Origin of the sequence: Allobaculum sp. JKK-2023, from assembly GCF_034745455.1 — a bacterium.
In the GTDB taxonomy this organism is placed as follows: Bacteria; Bacillota_I; Bacilli_A; order Erysipelotrichales; family Erysipelotrichaceae; genus Allobaculum.
This window is the reverse complement of the sequence record NZ_JAYERV010000003.1, coordinates 2608474-2625510: the sequence shown is the minus strand read 5'-3', so window position 1 is coordinate 2625510 and position 17037 is coordinate 2608474. Positions and strand designations below refer to the sequence as shown.

Genomic DNA, 17037 nt, shown 5'->3' with positions numbered 1-17037 from the left:
GATGCCATTTTTCTGGTATCCACTTTTTCAAAAAAGTCATTTTTATGCCAGATTTCCAACATTTTCAGCTGTGAATCTATTGGAGTACAATCCGTATTCACAAAGAAAAGGCATTATACATCTTCCAAAATCTGTTCTGCCTTCAATCAACAGAAACCGATATTCATTTCTGATATCAAGGATCCCGGATGCCGGAAGACTTACAGACTGAAAAGCTTTAAAAAACGGATTTGCTCGTGAAGACAATACCTTTCTAGATCAAATGTTAATTCCTTAATATCATGACCATGACAGGCAGCTCCTGCAAAATCTAATTCTCCCTGGCCTTGACCTTTGCAGTTGATATTGCACATAAATCACATATGAGCAAAATAAAAACCCCATATCCGTTTTAGATATGGGGGGGGTGATTTCATATGGTGGAGATGGCGAGAGTCGAACTCGCGTCTAAGCAACGCCCCACGAATCAACGTTTACAGCTTAGTCTGCCAGAATTCCATCAGACTTGGACAGACACAATTCCTGATGGTTTGACTGTAGAATTTTCGTCCGACAGATCCAGTCGGTCTGTCAGCTTATCTTCTTTGTGCTAGTGATCTGAACTAGAAGAAAGCGAACTCGTTCAGAAAAGCTGCAGAACGATTAAATGTTCAATTAAGCAGCAAAGGCAACAGCACCGTTGTAGTTGGTGCGGCCAAAGTTAAAGTTGTTAGCGTTTATTTTGAATGATTTTTAACGGAATCACCCGGCTGTAGTTGAGTCCAGACAATTACTCATCGAATGCCAAAAACATCCCCACGTAATTACTTTGGATAATTATCTTAACCGCAATTTTTATTTATGTCAACAAATTCAACTCAGGTTTTTGGGTCTTGCAGAGTTTCCCATCCCGATTGACACGACTTATTTTCTCGATACTTAAAGAAGATTTCCAGTTTAAAATCTCTGACCAAATTCTTCGTTACTGTTCACGCCCCTCAAAAAAAGGGATAAAATTTCCGGCTTTTCGTCATGCCCTGGCACAGGGTGTGAACAGTAACAATCCTTCTGATTTTTTAAACAGCCATTTAAAAAGATAAAAAGCACAACCTCTTTCTTCCAGCTTTCCATAAGCAGAGTCTCAATCGAATTGCGAAGATCGATTTTCAATTCGTTGCATATGGAAAAGAAGAAAACAGCCTGTGCTTTAAGTCTGGTGTGAACCTTTTGAATCTGAATGGTGATCGACTTAATAGCGGATCTTCATGGCTTTCTGAATTTCCCGCTGTGCATCACGGGTCTTGGCGCTTTCCCGCTTATCATGCAGGTTTTTACCACGAGCCACCGCAATTTCAAGCTTGCAAAGTCCATGAGACAGATAAATCTTCAAAGGAACCAATGTCATTCCTTTTAAGCGGACCTGCTGATCCAGTTTCAGGATTTCCCGTTTATGCAAAAGCAAACGACGGTCCCTGGTTTCATCATGGTTAAAACGGTTGCCAAATTCATAAGGAGAAATATGCATTCCTTTTAAAGTCGCCTGACCATCGCGAATGGAGATGTAAGCATCTTTCAGCTGGACTTTTCCTTTGCGGACACTTTTAATTTCAGTTCCTTTCAGCTCCAGACCGGCTTCATAACGGTCGAGCAGTTCATATTCATGTCTGGCTTTCCGGTTTTCCGCAATCACCTTGATGCCTTTTTCATTGGTATTCTGCATGACTTGCCTTTCTGCTGCTGACAGCGCTCTTCCTTACTGACAAAACAATACGGAAGCATGAATCTCTTGGTTTTCCATTATAGCAGAACTCTTCAAAGACCGGTCAATTGGCCTGAGATTTCTAATCCTGGACGTGTTTGTCGTTTTGAAAAACGTTCGGGCTGGATACAAGAAAAATCATCGAGACATGTTTTTTGAGGTCAGCTGCAACGAGAGAATCCAGAATTCATAGTAATTTTGCTTTTCCGGAAGCAAAAAATGGAGAAGCTCCCGCTTCTCCCGAATCCATTTTCTGATTTTTGATTGTCAGTCAATCGGGAAATCAGGCATCCCGTTTCTCGCAAGGGACATAGACCAGTTCAATGTCGTAGCCCAGGGCTTCCATCATCTGGATGAAGGTTCTGTTGAGCAAACCATCTTTCTTCTTGATGATACGGTTAACATACTGGGACGTTGTGCCAATCTTAGAACCGAGGCGTTCCTGGGTATATCCACCTTCGAGAATTTTAACTTTAATGTCGACTTCAATATTATTTTTGACCATAAAGCTGTTTTCTCTCCTCGTCATTAATACTACCCTGAACCCGATAAAAATCAATAAGAGATTTGTATGAAGTCAAAAACTATGCTAATTTCGCTGTTTTCGGGCATAAACTCCACGAATTTTGTGTGATATCTTCATGTTTCGTTCCCATAATTGAGAAAAGATATTCAGATACTTTCATATCTGAATATCTTTACTTGACCAAGCGATTCGTGTCGTATCATGATCGGATACAAACTAACCTGTCAATTTTTCGCGGTCAATCAGCTTGCGTCTTCTCCATAATATGCAAAGATAAATAATTTCAGCTGTTTTTCAGAAGATGTACAGGCTTTCCTTCTATTTTTCCCTAGCAGTCCGCCGTCCCGTCTGTAAAAATCTCTCTTCTTTCTCGCTTTTTTCTATCCTCAGTTTTGCAAAGTCATCCATTTTCTTCTGGCGTGCGGGCTTTCTCAGACATTCCATTCCTATCAACCTGGAAATAGAAATCCCGCCGAAAATCCAACAAAATTTCGTCAGAATTTCAGACTTTTTATAGGATCATCGACAACCGATGAACGATTTGATCGTTTCCATGATCTTATCCATGAGCAAAGGACAGTTTCCTATTCCGTTCTGAACGTATCAGAACAATCAGGTGGAATCCAGGTCAAGTTTTGCCGGAAAGATTCGAAAGTGCTCGATGGATAAAAACTTGCAAAAAGAATGAAAAGCGGCCGGGTTTGACCGACCGCAAAGTGGGGATAGAAACATCTGCCAGCAGATGTGAGTGGGAAATTGTAAACTGGAAATAGGGGTAATTCTATGGGCGTAAAGCTTGAGACTGACTACTTTTTGATGTCAGCTTCTACTTTTTTAACCTCTGCTTCGACTTTGGCTGCGTCAGCTTTTGCATCTTTTTTGACATCACCGCTGAAATCTTTGACATCGTCTTTCGCTTTGTCAAATGCTTTTGTTACGCCTTCTTTGGCTTTGTCATAAGCGTTGACCGCGCCTTCTTTGACTTTGTCGTAAGCATCGGCAACGCCATCTTTCGCTTTGTCATAGACATCTGCGACACCGTCTTTTGCTTTGTCATAGGCATCAGCTGCGCCAGCTTTGACTTTTTCGACAGCGGCTGCAGTTTTGTCTTTGACTTCAGCACCTGCTTTGGCTAAATCAGCTTTTGCATCGGCCGCATCGGCTGCAGCTTCTTTTTTGAATTCAGCTTCTTTTGCTTTTGCAGCTGCTTCATCAGCGTCCGCTTTCTTTTCTGCTTTTTCGAGATCTGCTTCGTATTTTGCCTTCAGATCTGCTTTGTCGGCTTCAGCTTTTGCTTCTACCTTCTTCTCATCACTGTGGAAATCGTCTTTCAGTTTATCCACTTCTTTTTCGACATCTGTTTTAAATTTGTCGAAACCTGCTTCAATATCCTTGAAAAAATCACTCATTCTTAAAAGCCTCCTTGATAGTTCTGATTCTACTTGGACGCCAAATATTGAAAAGCGTTCTGCCCGCTTTACTTAGCCGCCCGGGCGAGAACCGGCTCTCCCTGACTTACTTTTCCAAGGCTCTGGCGAGGTTTATATCCTTCACGATAGAGAACTTGATCAATTGGTGTAATCGCAAACAGCTTGGATTTGGCTTCAATCGGCTGGATAAAATGGACAAGCGTATCACCTTGCCTGACTTTCTGGCCGGCCGAAACAAGAATTTTAGCGTCTTTTTCAAAATCAACGGCATGTGAGCAGACTTTCAGACCAAGCTGGTTGCCCATTGGAGTCTGAAGAACAATGATGTTCTGCGATGGATCAACCCGGATGTTTTGCAGTTTTTGAAAAAGTCAGATTTGATAGGTGATTTACATCTTAATTATAAAAATCTATAAGTCAGCAGTAGCGAGTTACGGCAGACTTTTTTTGTTGTCAAATTTTCAGTCATTTAAAATGCGTACTTTTTCGTAATTCTATATGATGCAATAGGGTGATCATATGTCGTATCGGCTCAAACAATCTAAATCAAAAAATTCTGTTTCGTTTTTTATAATCTCAGACTACACAAATCCAGAGACCAAGAAACGGTCTACAGAAGTTGTCGAAAAACTGGGCAACCAGACTTACTGGTTTAAAAAACTGAACACCAATGATCCCTCGGTTGTTGTTGCTCATTTAAAAAAGCTGGCTAAAGAAAAAGACGATCAACGAAAAGCACCTGGGTCAAATCTTGTTAATGTCGTTCTCGATGAAAACAAGAAGATTCCAATGGATGCTCCAATCTACAACGTGGGATACTTGTTTCCAAATAAAATTCTTCACATGCTCTCCATAAAAGGAATTTGTGAAGAAATAGAAGCCAAATATCAATTTAAATTTCCATTGGAAAGGATTGTTTCTGATCTTGTTTGTGCTCAAGTCGTTTTCCCGGGATCTAAGCGATCTGTATTTCGCGAAGTAAAAAAATTCTTCGACCCGATAACTTATTCCCTCGATGATATTTATAGATCACTCCCAATCCTGTCTTCAGAACGATATTTCATTGAGTCAAAGCTTTATGACCAAAGTTCAAAAATATGCGAAAGGGATACCACCGTTCTCTTTTACGACTGCACAAATTTCTATTACGAGACAGAAGATGAAGATGATTTCAGAAAGTATGGCAAAAGTAAGGAAAATCGTCCGAATCCGATTGTTCAGTACGGTCTTTTTATGGATTCAAAGGGAATCCCCCTGGCAGATATCGTCTTTGATGGCAATCAGAATGAACAAGCTTCACTTAGAACTCTCGAGGATAAAATTGACGCCGATTTTAAAGACTCAAAATTTATCGTATGTGCAGATGCCGGACTGAATGGATTTGAAAATAAGATTTATAACGACCGAAAGAAAAACAGAGCCTATATCGTCACTCAGTCTATAAAAAAACTCAGGAATAATTATAAAGAGTGGGCTTTGAAGCCAGACGGCTGGAAGTTAAGCGGCTTTAAAGGCGAGTTTTCGATTAATAACTTAAAGGATACAATTAATATAGACGGAATTAAATATGAAACAAAACGGCTTACTTTCTATAAAGAGATTTGGATGGAAACTGAGAAGAAGTCTCAGTTAACCGGAAAAAAGGAGAAGCTGACGGAACGCATTGTCGTTACATACAACACAAAATATAAGAAATATAATGAATTTATACGTGAAAAGAAATTGGAACGAGCTAGGAAATTGATTAAACAGGGGAAAGTGAAGAAGAGTAATAATAACCGTGATCCACGATATTACATCTCAGAAACGAGCGTCACCCAGGAAGGAGAAGTTGCAGATCACGAAATTTATGAACTGGACCAGGCAAGAATCGATGAAGAAGCTCAATATGATGGATTTTATTGCGTGGCAACAGATCTTTTATATGATGATGTAAATAAAATACTGGCAGCTAATCACAGCCGTTGGGAGATTGAAGAAAGTTTCATGATCATGAAGTCAGAACTTGAAAGCAGACCAATCTACGTTAGCCGGGAAGAAGCTATCAAAGGACACCTGCTAATCTGCTTCATAGCTCTGTTAGTCTACAGAATTCTGGAGCAATATCTGGAAAGCATGGATAGCTGCTTTGAAATTTTTAAAACACTCCGACAAATGAATGTTCATCGCCTTAAGAACGATTATTATGTGCCATCATTTGAGAGAAACGTAATAACAGACAGACTTATAGATATTTTTAACTATAATGTAGATAGAGAAGTGATTACTCTACAAAATTTAAAAAAATTTTTGAAAAATTCGAAAGGCAAAAATGTTACGCAAGTTCGTGCACAAGTAAAAAAGGCCAAAAGTGCTTTAAATTAAGCCATTTGGCCTTTTTATCTTCTAAAAACTGCAAAACTAGAGAGTTCTGATTCTACTTGGACGCCAAATATTGAAAAGCGTTCTGCCCGCTTTACTTAGCCGCCCGGGCGAGAACCGGCTCTCCCTGACTTACTTTTCCAAGGCTCTGGCGAGGTTTATATCCTTCACGATAGAGAACTTGATCAATTGGTGTAATCGCAAACAGCTTGGATTTGGCTTCAATCGGCTGGATAAAATGGACAAGCGTATCACCTTGCCTGACTTTCTGGCCGGCCGAAACAAGAATTTTAGCGTCTTTTTCAAAATCAACGGCATGTGAGCAGACTTTCAGACCAAGCTGGTTGCCCATTGGAGTCTGAAGAACAATGATGTTCTGCGATGGATCAACCGAAACAACTGTGCCATCGACTGGAGAATCGATGTTCTGGTCATGGACTTTCAAAGTGATCAGCGTGCGCATCGCTTTGTCCTTATCCGAAGCATTTTCATCCTGGTATGGATACGCAAGCAGATCTCCGTCTGCCCAGGCAAACAGATCATGATAGTCATTGGCAGCCTGCGCATTGGCTTCTTCGGCTGCTTCATAGTCGTCTTTGGCTTTTTCAAAGACATCCTTTGTATCGTCCCACGCTTTTGTCAGGTCATTTTTTACATCATCAAAAAAATCAGCCATTACTGGTCCTCCTTAGAATGCAGCAGAATTTTGGGATGATTTCCAGCACAGATTTTATGCCATCCTTCTGGAATAATCCTTTGATTTTCACAACTCTTTCTGTACATTCTTTATTATCTTTTTTGAAATCTTTCTTTGGTTCCTGTTTTTCGTCCTGCGCGCTTTTGAAGAGCAGAAAAAAGATCCAGAAAGCTGTTTTTCTGTCATCCTGTCATCCTGGCATCCTGTCTATTGAGATCAGCATCCTATCAGTTGAGATCTGTCTGCCAGGACCGATCCCGGGATTGTGAAAAGCTTTCTGTAATTTCCATTATAAAAAGGGGAATATTTGAATCTGATCGCAATGACCAGATGAAACATTTCCCCATTATGGTTTCTGATTATGGCTTCTGATTTCAGTTTTCGGTTTCGAGTTTCAGTCTTTCAATTCCAGTTTCCCGGTTCCGATCTGGTTCCCGTTGTTTCCATCCTTCTCGAAGGTCAGGCCGCAGCCAGCTTTTCCTTCTTTTCTTCCAGTTCCATCCAGCGCATTTCCATCTCGTCGATCTTCTCCTGCGTCTGGTCGCGCTCTTTTTCAACTTGGGCAAGTTCCTGATAACTGCCTGGCTGCCCCAGGCGGTCATTGAGTTCGTCACGTTTTTTCTGCAACGTTTCCAGCTGAACGAGAATATCTTCCAGTTCCTTCTTTTCTTTAGACGATAAAGAAGGTTTGCGCGTGCGGGCGGCTTTGGCTTTTGGCTGCGTGGAATCTGCATTCTGGATTTCTTTTTCGGCTTCTCTGGCTGCCACAAGATCGCTGTATCCGCCACTATAGCGATGCCATTGGCGATCTGGCTGCAGTTCAAAGACTTCTGTTGCCGAGCGATCGATAAAGTAGCGGTCGTGCGATACAAACAGAACAATTCCTGGAAAGTTATCCAGATAGTCTTCCAGAATTTCCATGGTCATTAAATCCAGGTCATTGCCCGGTTCGTCCAACAAGAGAACATTAGGAGCTTCCATTAAGACTTTGACCAGATACAGCCGGCGCTTTTCCCCTCCAGAAAGCCGCTCTATTGGCAGATACTGTTTGTTTTTATCAAACAAGAAGCGTTCAAGCATGGCGGAAGCACTCAGTGTACCATCGAGTGTATCCACTTTCGCCGCCGTTTCTTCAATATAGTCCAGCACCCGTTTGGACTGGTCTTCAATGGGCATGATCTGGCGGAAATAGCCGATCTTGACAGTTGATCCAAGATCAAAAGCGCCTTGTGTTGGCTGGAGCAGGCCAGCTACCAGATTCAGGAAGGTCGACTTGCCAGATCCATTCGAACCGACAAACGCAATGCGGTCAGTGCGTTTACAGTGGTAGGAAAAACCGGAAAACAACCGCTCCCCCTCTGGATAAGCAAACCCGATATTCTGCCATTCCAGCGTTTTTTTGCCCAGTCGCTCTGCCGCAAAGTTCAGTTCCATATTCTGATTCTGAATCCGGGTGCGCTCTTGGCGCAGTTGTTCAAAGCGGTCCAGACGGGATTTCGATTTGGTTGAACGGGCCTGCACACCGGCACGAACCCATTCGAGTTCTTTGCGATACAGGTTTTCCCGTTTTCGAGCGCGGTTCACATCTTCCTGCATCCGCTGGTTACGGGCTTCCAGGTAATCGGAGAACGTGCCTTCATGAGAATACAAGGTTCCATGATCCAGCTCCAGAATCCGAGTGCAGGAACGGTCCAGGAAGTAGCGGTCATGGGTAACTGTAATGACAGTCTGTTTGGATCGCGACAGCCAGTTTTCGAGCCAGCTGATCATTTCAATATCCAGATGGTTGGTCGGCTCATCCAGAAGCAAAAGATCAGCACGATCGGCCAGGGCCAGAGCCAGAGCGAGACGCTTTTGCTGGCCGCCAGATAAGTAAGCAATTTTCTGATCAAAGTCATCCAGTCCCAGTCTGGTCAGAATGGCTTTGAGTTCATACTCTTCTCTGGGATCCTTTAAAGCACGATTCTGGGCCTGCATTTCCTGCCAGATGGTTTCCTGTTCAAAGACAGGACTTTGGGCAAGCATATGGGTTTTCATTCCATTGGTGCGAATCATCTTGCCCTGACAGGTTTCAATGCCGGCCAGAACCTTTAACAGCGTCGATTTGCCGCAGCCATTCATTCCCACCAGACCGATCTTTTCGCCTTCACGGGCATCTAACGACTCATGATTCAAAATCACTCCATTACCATAATCCAGATGGAGTCCAGAAGCAGAAAAAAGCATACAATCACCTCAAGCAATCATTATGCGCGAAAAACGCCTGAATTCAAAGTTATCCGGCAAACTGCCAGACGCATAGAAGCCGGGATCTTTGCAGCCAGGCGGATGAAACAGCCGGAAACTGTTTTTCATGCGCAGCATGAATTCTTATAATGAAGGAAAAACAAATGAAAGCGAGGACCTTAAGATGCTTGTTATGCAGAAAATCGAAGAAATCGCCTATAAAAGTTCTGGCTCCACCCGGACGATCGGCGAATTTCTGATCATCAATCATTCCCGCCTTCAGGACTTTTCCATGCAGCAGATTGTGGATGAAACCTTCACTTCCAAATCCACTCTTTCCCGCTTCGCCAAATCATTAGGCTTTGATGGCTGGAAAAGCATGATGGAACAGCTGCTGAAGCATGATGGAACAGCTGCTGGAAGAATCTCATTTCATTACGATTCACCATGCCGCTACGGATGCTAATTATCCATTTTCGCCTGGCGAGACCCTGAACCAGATTGTTCCAGCGATCGCCACCCTGATGACAGAGACGATTCTGGAAACCATGGATCTGCTTCAGTATGATCAGCTTGAACAAGCCGTGGATCTGATCATCCACAAGAAAAAACTGCTCATTCTGGCCCAGTCCCCAAACTTCTTTGAGGCACAACTGTTTGCCCGCAAACTGCTGGCAATCGGTCACAATGTTATTCTCCCTCATTTTGATACCGGACTTTTGGTCTCTTCGATGAACGAAGATACAGTCTGCATCATGATTTCCTATTCTGGAAACAATCCAGAACGTTTTCCTGTCAATAAGCTCGACCTGCTGTTGGAAAAGCGCATCCCAATAATCGCTCTGACTGGTCTTGGCGACAGCATTGTGCGCAACAAAGCAACCGTCGTTTTGGATATCGCCTCCCGCGAACGACTGTATTCCAAGATTGCAACCTATGCCACAGAAGAATCCATCGCCTTTTTGTTGAATGACTTGTTTTCGGGTGTTTTTGCTTGCAGCTATCAGGCTAATCTGGAGCATCGAATCCTGCAGGGCAGACGTTGGGAAAAACGGTTTACGAACTATTTTGACATGCGCGAAGATCAATGATCTTCGCGTTTTATTTTGTTTCATCCATCGGCCAAATCGCCCCCTGATTCTGGCACAGAGCGGTCTGAAATCCAGCCAGAAGCTTTCTAGAATAAAAGTGTAAAAACAAGAAAGCAAAGGAGAACCCCATGACTGCTAAGTACCAAGAACTCGCAAAAAAGATTGTGGAGTATGTAGGCACAGATGAAAACATCATCTCACTCCACCATTGCCAGACCCGTCTTCGTTTCAAACTGAAAGACACGTCCAAAGCCGATCCAAAAAAGATTTCAGATCTTCCTGACGTGGTTCAGGTCGTCGACAAAGGGGGGATGTTTCAGGTTGTCATCGGCATGCAGGTCGGTGAAGTCTATGAAGAAGTCGAAAAACTGATCACCCCAAAAACCGATTCTGGCGCATCCACACAAGGCAAAGAAAAAAAGAGCGCCTTTGATATCGCTGCTGATTTTATCTCCAGTATTTTCTCCCCGATTGTCCCTGCTCTTGCTGGGGCGGGCATGGTCAAAGCCCTGCTGGCCTTATTGATGGCCTTCCACTGGATCGATAACACATCCAATCTCTATATCATCCTCAACCTGATCGGGGATGCAACCTTCAGCTTCATGCCAGTTCTTCTGGCCTATACCACAGCGAGAAAACTGAATTCCAACCCAATTCTTGGTGCTGTTACAGCCGGAATCCTCTGTCATCCAAACTGGACCGCTCTGGTTGCAGCAGGCGAGCCTGTTACCTTAGCCGGCCTGCCGCTTTACCTGGTCCGCTATACCGGATCGGTTATTCCAATCGTTCTGGTGATGCTTGTCCAGGCGCCGCTTGAAAAGTTCCTGAACAAAATTGTTCCCCAGGCCATCCGCCTGGTTGTCGTTCCGATGATCGAACTGATCGTAATGGGTATCCTCGGATTCTCCATTCTTGGCCCGTTAGGCGACTACGTCGGCCATATCTTCACCTTCATCTTCAGCTTCCTGTCTGAAAAAGCAGGATGGCTGGAAGCCATGTTAATGGGCGGCCTTTACTCCCCATTGGTTATCTTCAGTCTTCACCATGGTCTGGCTCCACTTGGAACCATGCAGATGTCCCAGATGGGCTACGATGGAATCTTTGGTCCTGGTGTTCTTTGCGCCAATATCGGTCAGGGTATGGCTTCTCTGGTCAGCGGTCTGACTTCTAAAAACAACAGAACCCCTTCGTTAAATGAGGTTGTTTTATCCCTGATAGGATAAAACGGTTACATCCCTGTCTGCGAACAGTGTTCGGCATTAGCCGGCGGGAGAAGGGTTAAGATACAAGATCCTTATCTAAGCCCCGCTTTGAGGACCAAAACTCCCCGAAGGGAATCCAAATCCAAATTTTATGGGATACAGCCCAGTATCGCAGTACTGGCATCCCGCATCCCCCTTGCCGACGCAGGACCAGCCCTGAGGCTTTGGCACAATCCGAAGATCGTTCCGCCGCCAGCTTCGGCAGGGGGAGTAAACAAATACGAGTTCAAAACTCATATGGGATTTTTCTATGTATTCGTGCCTGGTGTTCGCACTTGTTTTTGGTTCGTATTCTTTGTGCAGAAAAACTAATTACGCAGGGTTAGGCAGATTTTGCACTGCTTAACCCTTTTAATGATGCAATAAGGCTGCAGACAGTCTGGTTATAACATTCAGATCTTTTTTCATAAAACTGCTGGACCGTTTTTCTTGGAGTCCATTTGGTGACTTCAGGATGATTTTCATACATCCAGACGAGGTTATGGGCGGCGTTGATATCTGCATTGAACTGTCCATGCAGCTTACAACGCGCATTTTCATAATGTGATTTGTCTCTTTGGATTTTACTTCCGCAGATATGGCAGTATTGGGAACTGTAAGCCTGGTTGACATACGAAGTTTTAATTGACTTCAATCCAGCTTTGTATTCCACTCTTTCCTGCAAGAGGCCATAAATCCAGCCTGACAGCCTGCGGTTTAGTTTTGACCAGGTGCTTGCCTGTCCTTTGATGTCCAGGTTTTCCATGATGATGTGCCCAATATCCGAGTCTGCTTTGAGAACTAAGGCAATCTCTTCATTTGTGATTGTCTTTAAATGATCCTGGATTCTCTGGGACTGCCTGCGAAAGTGTTTGTTCCCTCTTCGGTTGTTTTCCTCAATCCGCTTAGCTTTGCGTCTAAGGGCATAGATCTGGTCTTCCAGTTTCTTTTTCTCGTCTTCTGAGCATTTTGATTGTGGATCGTTAAGCAAAAACTGGATCTGGTCTGCTTCTTTTAAGGCATTTTTCCTGCGGTCTCGAATCCGGTTGCGCTGGATTCCCCGCTGGCTGAGAAAATCAGAAGCAGAATAGCTGAACTGCTTGAAGGTTGTATGGTCAAGCGTTTGAGCCGCCTTGCTCTTTTTCTCTTTCAGTTCTTTTTCCTTCTTGGCAAGCTTTTCTTCTTTTAAAGAAGCAGAAGCCATATCATGGGAAGTGCTGAGCAGTGACGTGATTCCCGCATCCATCCCAACCTTTGTCTCTGACTGGTTCGGGCGGTTTCTGACTTCAACCGTTCTCTGGAAAACTAAGCATTTCCTGTCCCGGTCATAGACAACAGTAAGATTGCTTCTCGTCTTGCCTGTTTTGGCTGTATAAAAGATTCCTTTCAGTTCAACCTTGAATCCTTTCTGGCTGCCTAAGCTGTGCATAGAAATAAAAGTCGTTCCATTTTTATGCTGGATGCTATATCCATTCTTATCGATCTTCATCCATGTATTTTTATTCGTATGAACTGGCCGAAGGTATTGCCTGTATCTTCTTGCTGCATGGGCAATGAGTTTGTGGAGCCGCTTAGGATCGCATTGCCGCAGATGGCCATTGATCTCTTTGTTTGAAAATTTTTTGGGGACTTCAAACATTCTTTTTTGAAGGATCTTCTTGAAGACTTTGGGAGATTTAGCCACATACATAACAACTGCCGCTTCATGGGTCGTCATCTTGTAATCTGCGTACAGCTCTTCCTGAATCCGCCTGAAGATTTCTTCATCCATAGACTTGCGGTTCGCTACTGCAGAATGCAAAGCCATTGTCCATAGCCAGGATGGAAGCATTCCATCAGGAAAAGCGACCCCAGTTACTTTTGCAACATGAGTCGTGATGTCTTTTAACACCTGCTTTTGCTTGCGCAGATCGTCCCGGATCTTTTCTGCACTTCGCCCATAAGAATCGATGGAACAGGCAATAGGAGAGAGCAGGTTATAGGTTTCCATGTAAGCAGTAAACAAATTCTCGGCGAACATCTGCTGGTCATCATTCAATTTGATTGAAACCATCTGAATCGTTTTCTTCGATTTGCTCATCTGCTCCATCTCCTCGTATTGTATGAGAGTAATCAGAACCAAGTGAGTCTCCAACAGATGGGGTTTCCTTGGGCTAACCCCCATGGGGGTTAGCCCAAGGAAATTCTCGCCTGACTCCTGGTCGAGTTGCTCTCATTTTCTTTATCTAAGATAATGGTCCTGTTTTGAACCAAGGTTATCGTCATTCTCCTTGCGGCTTCTTGCCAATGTCCGCCTAATAAAGCCTTATTCCTCAAGTTCAAGACTTCTCCGAATACTCGAATAAGTTAGTTTCAGCCTGATTTCATCAGTGTCTGCCCATTTGCGAGGCTGCGTTTGTCTTGATAGAGAGGTGCAATTCAAAACTGATTACGAGAGGTTACCGTATATGAAAAAAGCTAAGCCCGAATGTATCGCTTATGTCGGCATCGACATCGCCAAAGGAAAAGCTGATGCAGCTCTTCTTCTGGTCTATCCTGACAGATCCAGAAAGGACCAGATGCGTCGGAAAAGAATCAAGGTAGAGTTCACTAAATCTTCAGTCGAAGACTTCCGTCGGACCATCTTAAGTTACACAGACGAGCAGTGTACCCGAATCGTCTACGCTATGGAAGATACCGGTATTTACTACCGCACCTTCTATACTTACCTGTCCTCCCTGGCTGGCGAAAAGGAACAGATCCTGATCCTTAAGCCGTCTTACGTTAACAGCTGGTGCAAGCTGCACCAACGAAGCAAGTCTGATCCGCTTGATGCCCAGTCCATTGCCCAGATCATCGCTTATGAACGCGATTTCAAAACAGTGAGTCCTTCATTTGTCCACGAAAAAAGGGATTACAGTGAAGTAAAATCTGAAACTCATCGCTACCACCAGGTTAAGAAGATGGAAACTCAAGAATCCACGCGCCTGATTGGTATGGCAGATATTCACTGTCCGGAACTCACCAAAGTACTCGGGACAGGGATGACGTTTCTGAAGGTACTAGCTGTATATCCCAGCACCTATGATATCATCCACGCCGATAATCTGGAACTACTGGAACTGGTTCAGAAGGCAAGCAAGAACCATTTTGGCCAAAAGAAGGTGGACGAGCTGATTGCAGCCTGCAAGGATTCGCTCAGCCAGACTGAGCCGACTGAATCTGATCGCAGAATCATCAGAGACCTCGTAGAACACCTCATGGCCCTGCGAGCATCTCTGGTGGCTTCTAAGGCCAGACTGCATGAACTTGGTCAAAAGCTGCCTGGCTATCAGGCCCTGCTCTCCATGCCTGGATTTGGGCCAGTAACAGCCACTACCGTATTGGCTGAAGTAATGGATATTGGACGGTTTAAAAGTGCTGACGCCTTAATTGCTTATGCAGGGCTGGACCCGGTGAATAAGCGTTCTGGATCTTCTGTCCATACAGAAGGGCAAATCTCCCGAAATGGTTCCAGGTACCTGCGGCACGCTGTCGTCATCGCTGCCGAATTTGCCAGGAGGCATAACCCTGTCCTTGCCCGGCTGTTTGAGCGGCTTAAAGCAGGACAGAAGAAACGGCACTTCCTTGCACTGGTCGCCGTCGCCAATAAACTTTTGCGGTATATCTATTCCATTTTGAAAAATGAAAAAGAGTATTTCGTAATCAATTTCAAAGATCTATTAAAGCTGACGGAAGAGACCCGAATAACGTTCTCCCAAAACATTACCACTGAGATTCCAGAGCAGAATTTGAGGGCTGTTTATCACTATGAAGATGAATTTGGAGATATTCATCCGTTTGTTTATACGGTGAGGTACAGCTCCCAAACCACAATGGAATCCGTCTGAATCACGACTGTTTCCTGACAGCAAGCACGTGAAACCGCTTTCAGAAATTTTGCTTCTGTAAAGTTCTTTTTAGTGTGCCCATTTTTACCAAAAAACATAAACGTAATCCAGATATTGCCTTCTCTATCAAGGCAAATGTACCTGCATATGGCAAAACTGATTTCTTTCTGATTACTCTGCATTTACACTTGACATTTAATAGTTAGGCTTTCAACAGCCGTTTACTTTCCTCAATGATTTTTTGTTCTTGTTACTTCTGGAGCCATACAGCCGTCCTGAAAATACAGTAATGATCGCAATCAAGTCATTTGTTAATTCCTGGGCGCTGTTTCTTTCTTCGCCCTGGTTAAGAACTACGATTTCTGTATCCATCTTTTTGGCAATGTATTCAATCAACTCAAAGCCAAAACGAAGAAGCCTGTCTTTGTGGGTAATGACAATATGGCTGATCTTTCGATCCAGTAAAAGATCGATCAGTTTTAAAAGCCCCGGCTTTTTATAGTTCATCCCAGATCCAGTATCTTCAATGATTTGATATTTCCAGCCTTGCTTTTGCATATAGATTTCAGCCACATCTGCTTGTCTTCAAGGTCATCTTTTCTCATTTTGGTTGAAACCCGGCAATAGCCAACGGCCATTCGTTCAGGAAGAGCAGGAGCTTTGCCAATGTATTGATCCATTTCTTCCTGGTCAAACATGTAGTGTCCGCCAATAGAGCGATGGGCAGGCATTCCATCTTCAATCATTTTGTATAAGGTGTGCCTGGCAACCCCAAGGTATTTGCAGGCTTGTGACACCTTCATTCTCATGGATTTATAATAACGCATCTATATTCATTATGGACTGCTTTTTCCTTAAAAACCCAATATAACCAACTGTTAAAATCCGTCAAATTGGTATTTCCTCGGGAATTACCGGCCTGATGGGCACAACTGAACCTGCGATTTACGGAATTAACCTGCCTGAAAAACATCCACTGTTTGCGGGCATGATCGGCGGCGCTGCCGGCGGGTTATATGCCGGATTAACGCATACTCACCGCTTTGCCACTGGCTCTTCCGGACTTCCGGCCGTTGTGATGTATATCGGGGATGGATCCATGCAGTACTTCTACAACATCATCATTGCGCTGGCGATTGATATCGTTGTTACCGCAATTGCGGTCGTAATTCTCCAGAAAGTCTGGGTTCACCAAAGCAAAAAAGTTGCCACACCAAGTGCTGCCAGCCAAACCCCTGCACCAGTCAAAGATCCAATCCGCTCCACAAGTCGTCCAGGCGAATTTGTCAATGTCTGCACAGGTCAACGAATCGATAAAAGCGAAATTCCAGATCCAACCTTCTCGACCGGCCTGATGGGCGAAACCTTCGGCATCATCCCTGAAACCGGTCTGATCACTGCCCCATTTAAGGGACAGGTCATGATGATCGCCCCAACCCGCCATGCCATCGGTCTTGTTTCCGATGATGGCCGTGAGGTTCTGATCCACATCGGCATCGACACCGTCTATATGGAAGGCAAAGGCTTTGAAGTCCTTGTCGAAAACAATCAAACCTTCCAGACCGGCCAGCCATTGCTCCGCTTCGACATCGAGGAAATTGAAAAGGCCGGATACAGCCCAATTGTCAACGTCATCTTGACCAATACAGCTGCTTACAGTGAAGTCACTCTCGATCTGGACAACCCGGAACAGCTGATCCTGGTCTGAAAGCAGTCTGCTGACAATTTCATGCGCCCATACGCGCTCTGTCTTCATCATTCAGCCTTCAAAAAAGACAGAAAGCAACTGAATGAACACCCCTAAGAACGAATTCAAATAAGAACGAATTCGAACGTATCAATAAAACACAATCTCATG

15 protein-coding genes and 1 other RNA gene are annotated in these 17037 nt (G+C 44.0%); 6 read left to right on the top strand and 10 right to left on the bottom strand.

Translation table 11 applies throughout. The features are described from left to right. Positions 1-417 precede the first annotated feature (417 nt). The 5 genes from ssrA to U4956_RS10620 form a co-directional block, all read right to left on the bottom strand. Positions 418-797, bottom strand: a transfer-messenger RNA (tmRNA) gene (gene ssrA / locus U4956_RS10640). Positions 798-1228: 431 nt separating this feature from the next. Continuing rightward, the gene (smpB, locus tag U4956_RS10635; RefSeq protein ID WP_323090657.1) at positions 1229-1699 is read right to left on the bottom strand and encodes an SsrA-binding protein SmpB; all 471 of its coding nucleotides are present in this window, start codon (positions 1697-1699) and stop codon (positions 1229-1231) included. A gap of 322 nt (positions 1700-2021) precedes the next feature. Next, positions 2022-2243, bottom strand: a complete 222-nt coding sequence (locus U4956_RS10630; protein WP_323090655.1) for a helix-turn-helix domain-containing protein — start codon at positions 2241-2243, stop codon at positions 2022-2024. 827 nt (positions 2244-3070) lie between these two features. Continuing rightward, on the bottom strand, positions 3071-3673 hold the full coding sequence (locus U4956_RS10625) for a hypothetical protein (RefSeq protein ID WP_323090654.1): 603 nt from the start codon (positions 3671-3673) through the stop codon (positions 3071-3073). Between the two features lie 68 nt (positions 3674-3741). Then, positions 3742-3999: a hypothetical protein gene (locus tag U4956_RS10620; protein ID WP_323090653.1), complete on the bottom strand. Its 258-nt coding sequence runs from the start codon at positions 3997-3999 to the stop codon at positions 3742-3744. Between the two features lie 214 nt (positions 4000-4213). Here U4956_RS10620 and U4956_RS10615 point away from each other — a divergent pair, with 214 nt between their 5' ends. Then, complete coding sequence (locus U4956_RS10615) at positions 4214-6058, top strand: IS1634 family transposase (protein ID WP_323088213.1); 1845 nt, start codon at positions 4214-4216, stop codon at positions 6056-6058. A gap of 91 nt (positions 6059-6149) precedes the next feature. On the opposite strand, the gene U4956_RS10610 is transcribed toward U4956_RS10615, so the two are convergent. Together U4956_RS10610 and U4956_RS10605 are read right to left on the bottom strand one after the other, a co-directional pair. Next, on the bottom strand, positions 6150-6731 hold the full coding sequence (locus U4956_RS10610) for a PTS glucose transporter subunit IIA (RefSeq protein ID WP_323090651.1): 582 nt from the start codon (positions 6729-6731) through the stop codon (positions 6150-6152). A gap of 480 nt (positions 6732-7211) precedes the next feature. After that, entirely contained in the window at positions 7212-8978 is a 1767-nt protein-coding gene (locus U4956_RS10605) for an ABC-F family ATP-binding cassette domain-containing protein (protein WP_323090649.1), read from the bottom strand. A 193-nt stretch (positions 8979-9171) separates the two neighbouring features. On the opposite strand from U4956_RS10605, the gene U4956_RS10600 reads away from it, so the two are divergent. From U4956_RS10600 to U4956_RS10590, 3 genes are all read left to right on the top strand, one after another. After that, positions 9172-9444, top strand: a complete 273-nt coding sequence (locus U4956_RS10600) for a hypothetical protein (protein ID WP_323088065.1) — start codon at positions 9172-9174, stop codon at positions 9442-9444. After that, positions 9380-10069, top strand: a complete 690-nt coding sequence (locus U4956_RS10595) for an SIS domain-containing protein (RefSeq protein WP_323090647.1) — start codon at positions 9380-9382, stop codon at positions 10067-10069. Before U4956_RS10600 ends, U4956_RS10595 begins: the two co-directional genes overlap by 65 nt. A 128-nt stretch (positions 10070-10197) precedes the next feature. Then, positions 10198-11292, top strand: a complete 1095-nt coding sequence (locus U4956_RS10590) for a PTS transporter subunit EIIC (protein ID WP_323090645.1) — start codon at positions 10198-10200, stop codon at positions 11290-11292. A gap of 361 nt (positions 11293-11653) precedes the next feature. Here the strand turns inward: U4956_RS10590 and U4956_RS10585 are convergent, their stop codons facing one another. Then, a complete protein-coding gene (locus U4956_RS10585; RefSeq protein ID WP_323090644.1) occupies positions 11654-13390 on the bottom strand; it encodes a zinc ribbon domain-containing protein in 1737 nt (578 codons plus the stop codon). A gap of 367 nt (positions 13391-13757) precedes the next feature. Between U4956_RS10585 and U4956_RS10580 the strand changes: the two genes are divergently transcribed. Further along, complete coding sequence (locus U4956_RS10580; RefSeq protein ID WP_323090642.1) at positions 13758-15179, top strand: IS110 family transposase; 1422 nt, start codon at positions 13758-13760, stop codon at positions 15177-15179. Between the two features lie 210 nt (positions 15180-15389). On the opposite strand, the gene U4956_RS10575 is transcribed toward U4956_RS10580, so the two are convergent. Then, a complete protein-coding gene (locus tag U4956_RS10575) occupies positions 15390-15737 on the bottom strand; it encodes an IS607 family transposase (protein ID WP_323091495.1) in 348 nt (115 codons plus the stop codon). Beyond that, positions 15683-15982, bottom strand: coding sequence for an excisionase family DNA-binding protein (locus tag U4956_RS10570; protein WP_323090641.1), 300 nt, complete (start codon positions 15980-15982; stop codon positions 15683-15685). The genes U4956_RS10575 and U4956_RS10570 overlap by 55 nt, the downstream gene beginning before the upstream one ends. 119 nt (positions 15983-16101) lie before the next feature. Between U4956_RS10570 and U4956_RS10565 the strand changes: the two genes are divergently transcribed. Continuing rightward, on the top strand, positions 16102-16887 hold the full coding sequence (locus U4956_RS10565; RefSeq protein WP_323090640.1) for a glucose PTS transporter subunit IIA: 786 nt from the start codon (positions 16102-16104) through the stop codon (positions 16885-16887). The last annotated feature ends 150 nt before the right edge of the window (positions 16888-17037 follow it).

What these genes read in the sequence shown, in the direction of transcription:
- U4956_RS10625 (WP_323090654.1), bottom strand. Translation starts at nt 3,673, where the DNA reads ATGAGTGATTTTTTCAAGGATATTGAAGCAGGTTTCGACAAATTTAAA.
- U4956_RS10600 (WP_323088065.1), top strand. Translation starts at nt 9,172, where the DNA reads ATGCAGAAAATCGAAGAAATCGCCTATAAAAGTTCTGGCTCCACCCGG.
- U4956_RS10585 (WP_323090644.1), bottom strand. Translation starts at nt 13,390, where the DNA reads ATGAGCAAATCGAAGAAAACGATTCAGATGGTTTCAATCAAATTGAAT.
- U4956_RS10595 (WP_323090647.1), top strand. Translation starts at nt 9,380, where the DNA reads ATGATGGAACAGCTGCTGGAAGAATCTCATTTCATTACGATTCACCAT.
- U4956_RS10575 (WP_323091495.1), bottom strand. Translation starts at nt 15,737, where the DNA reads ATGCAAAAGCAAGGCTGGAAATATCAAATCATTGAAGATACTGGATCT.
- U4956_RS10630 (WP_323090655.1), bottom strand. Translation starts at nt 2,243, where the DNA reads ATGGTCAAAAATAATATTGAAGTCGACATTAAAGTTAAAATTCTCGAA.
- U4956_RS10610 (WP_323090651.1), bottom strand. Translation starts at nt 6,731, where the DNA reads ATGGCTGATTTTTTTGATGATGTAAAAAATGACCTGACAAAAGCGTGG.
- U4956_RS10605 (WP_323090649.1), bottom strand. Translation starts at nt 8,978, where the DNA reads ATGCTTTTTTCTGCTTCTGGACTCCATCTGGATTATGGTAATGGAGTG.
- smpB (WP_323090657.1), bottom strand. Translation starts at nt 1,699, where the DNA reads ATGCAGAATACCAATGAAAAAGGCATCAAGGTGATTGCGGAAAACCGG.
- U4956_RS10615 (WP_323088213.1), top strand. Translation starts at nt 4,214, where the DNA reads ATGTCGTATCGGCTCAAACAATCTAAATCAAAAAATTCTGTTTCGTTT.
- U4956_RS10620 (WP_323090653.1), bottom strand. Translation starts at nt 3,999, where the DNA reads ATGGGCAACCAGCTTGGTCTGAAAGTCTGCTCACATGCCGTTGATTTT.
- U4956_RS10580 (WP_323090642.1), top strand. Translation starts at nt 13,758, where the DNA reads ATGAAAAAAGCTAAGCCCGAATGTATCGCTTATGTCGGCATCGACATC.
- U4956_RS10590 (WP_323090645.1), top strand. Translation starts at nt 10,198, where the DNA reads ATGACTGCTAAGTACCAAGAACTCGCAAAAAAGATTGTGGAGTATGTA.
- U4956_RS10565 (WP_323090640.1), top strand. Translation starts at nt 16,102, where the DNA reads ATGGGCACAACTGAACCTGCGATTTACGGAATTAACCTGCCTGAAAAA.
- U4956_RS10570 (WP_323090641.1), bottom strand. Translation starts at nt 15,982, where the DNA reads ATGAAGGTGTCACAAGCCTGCAAATACCTTGGGGTTGCCAGGCACACC.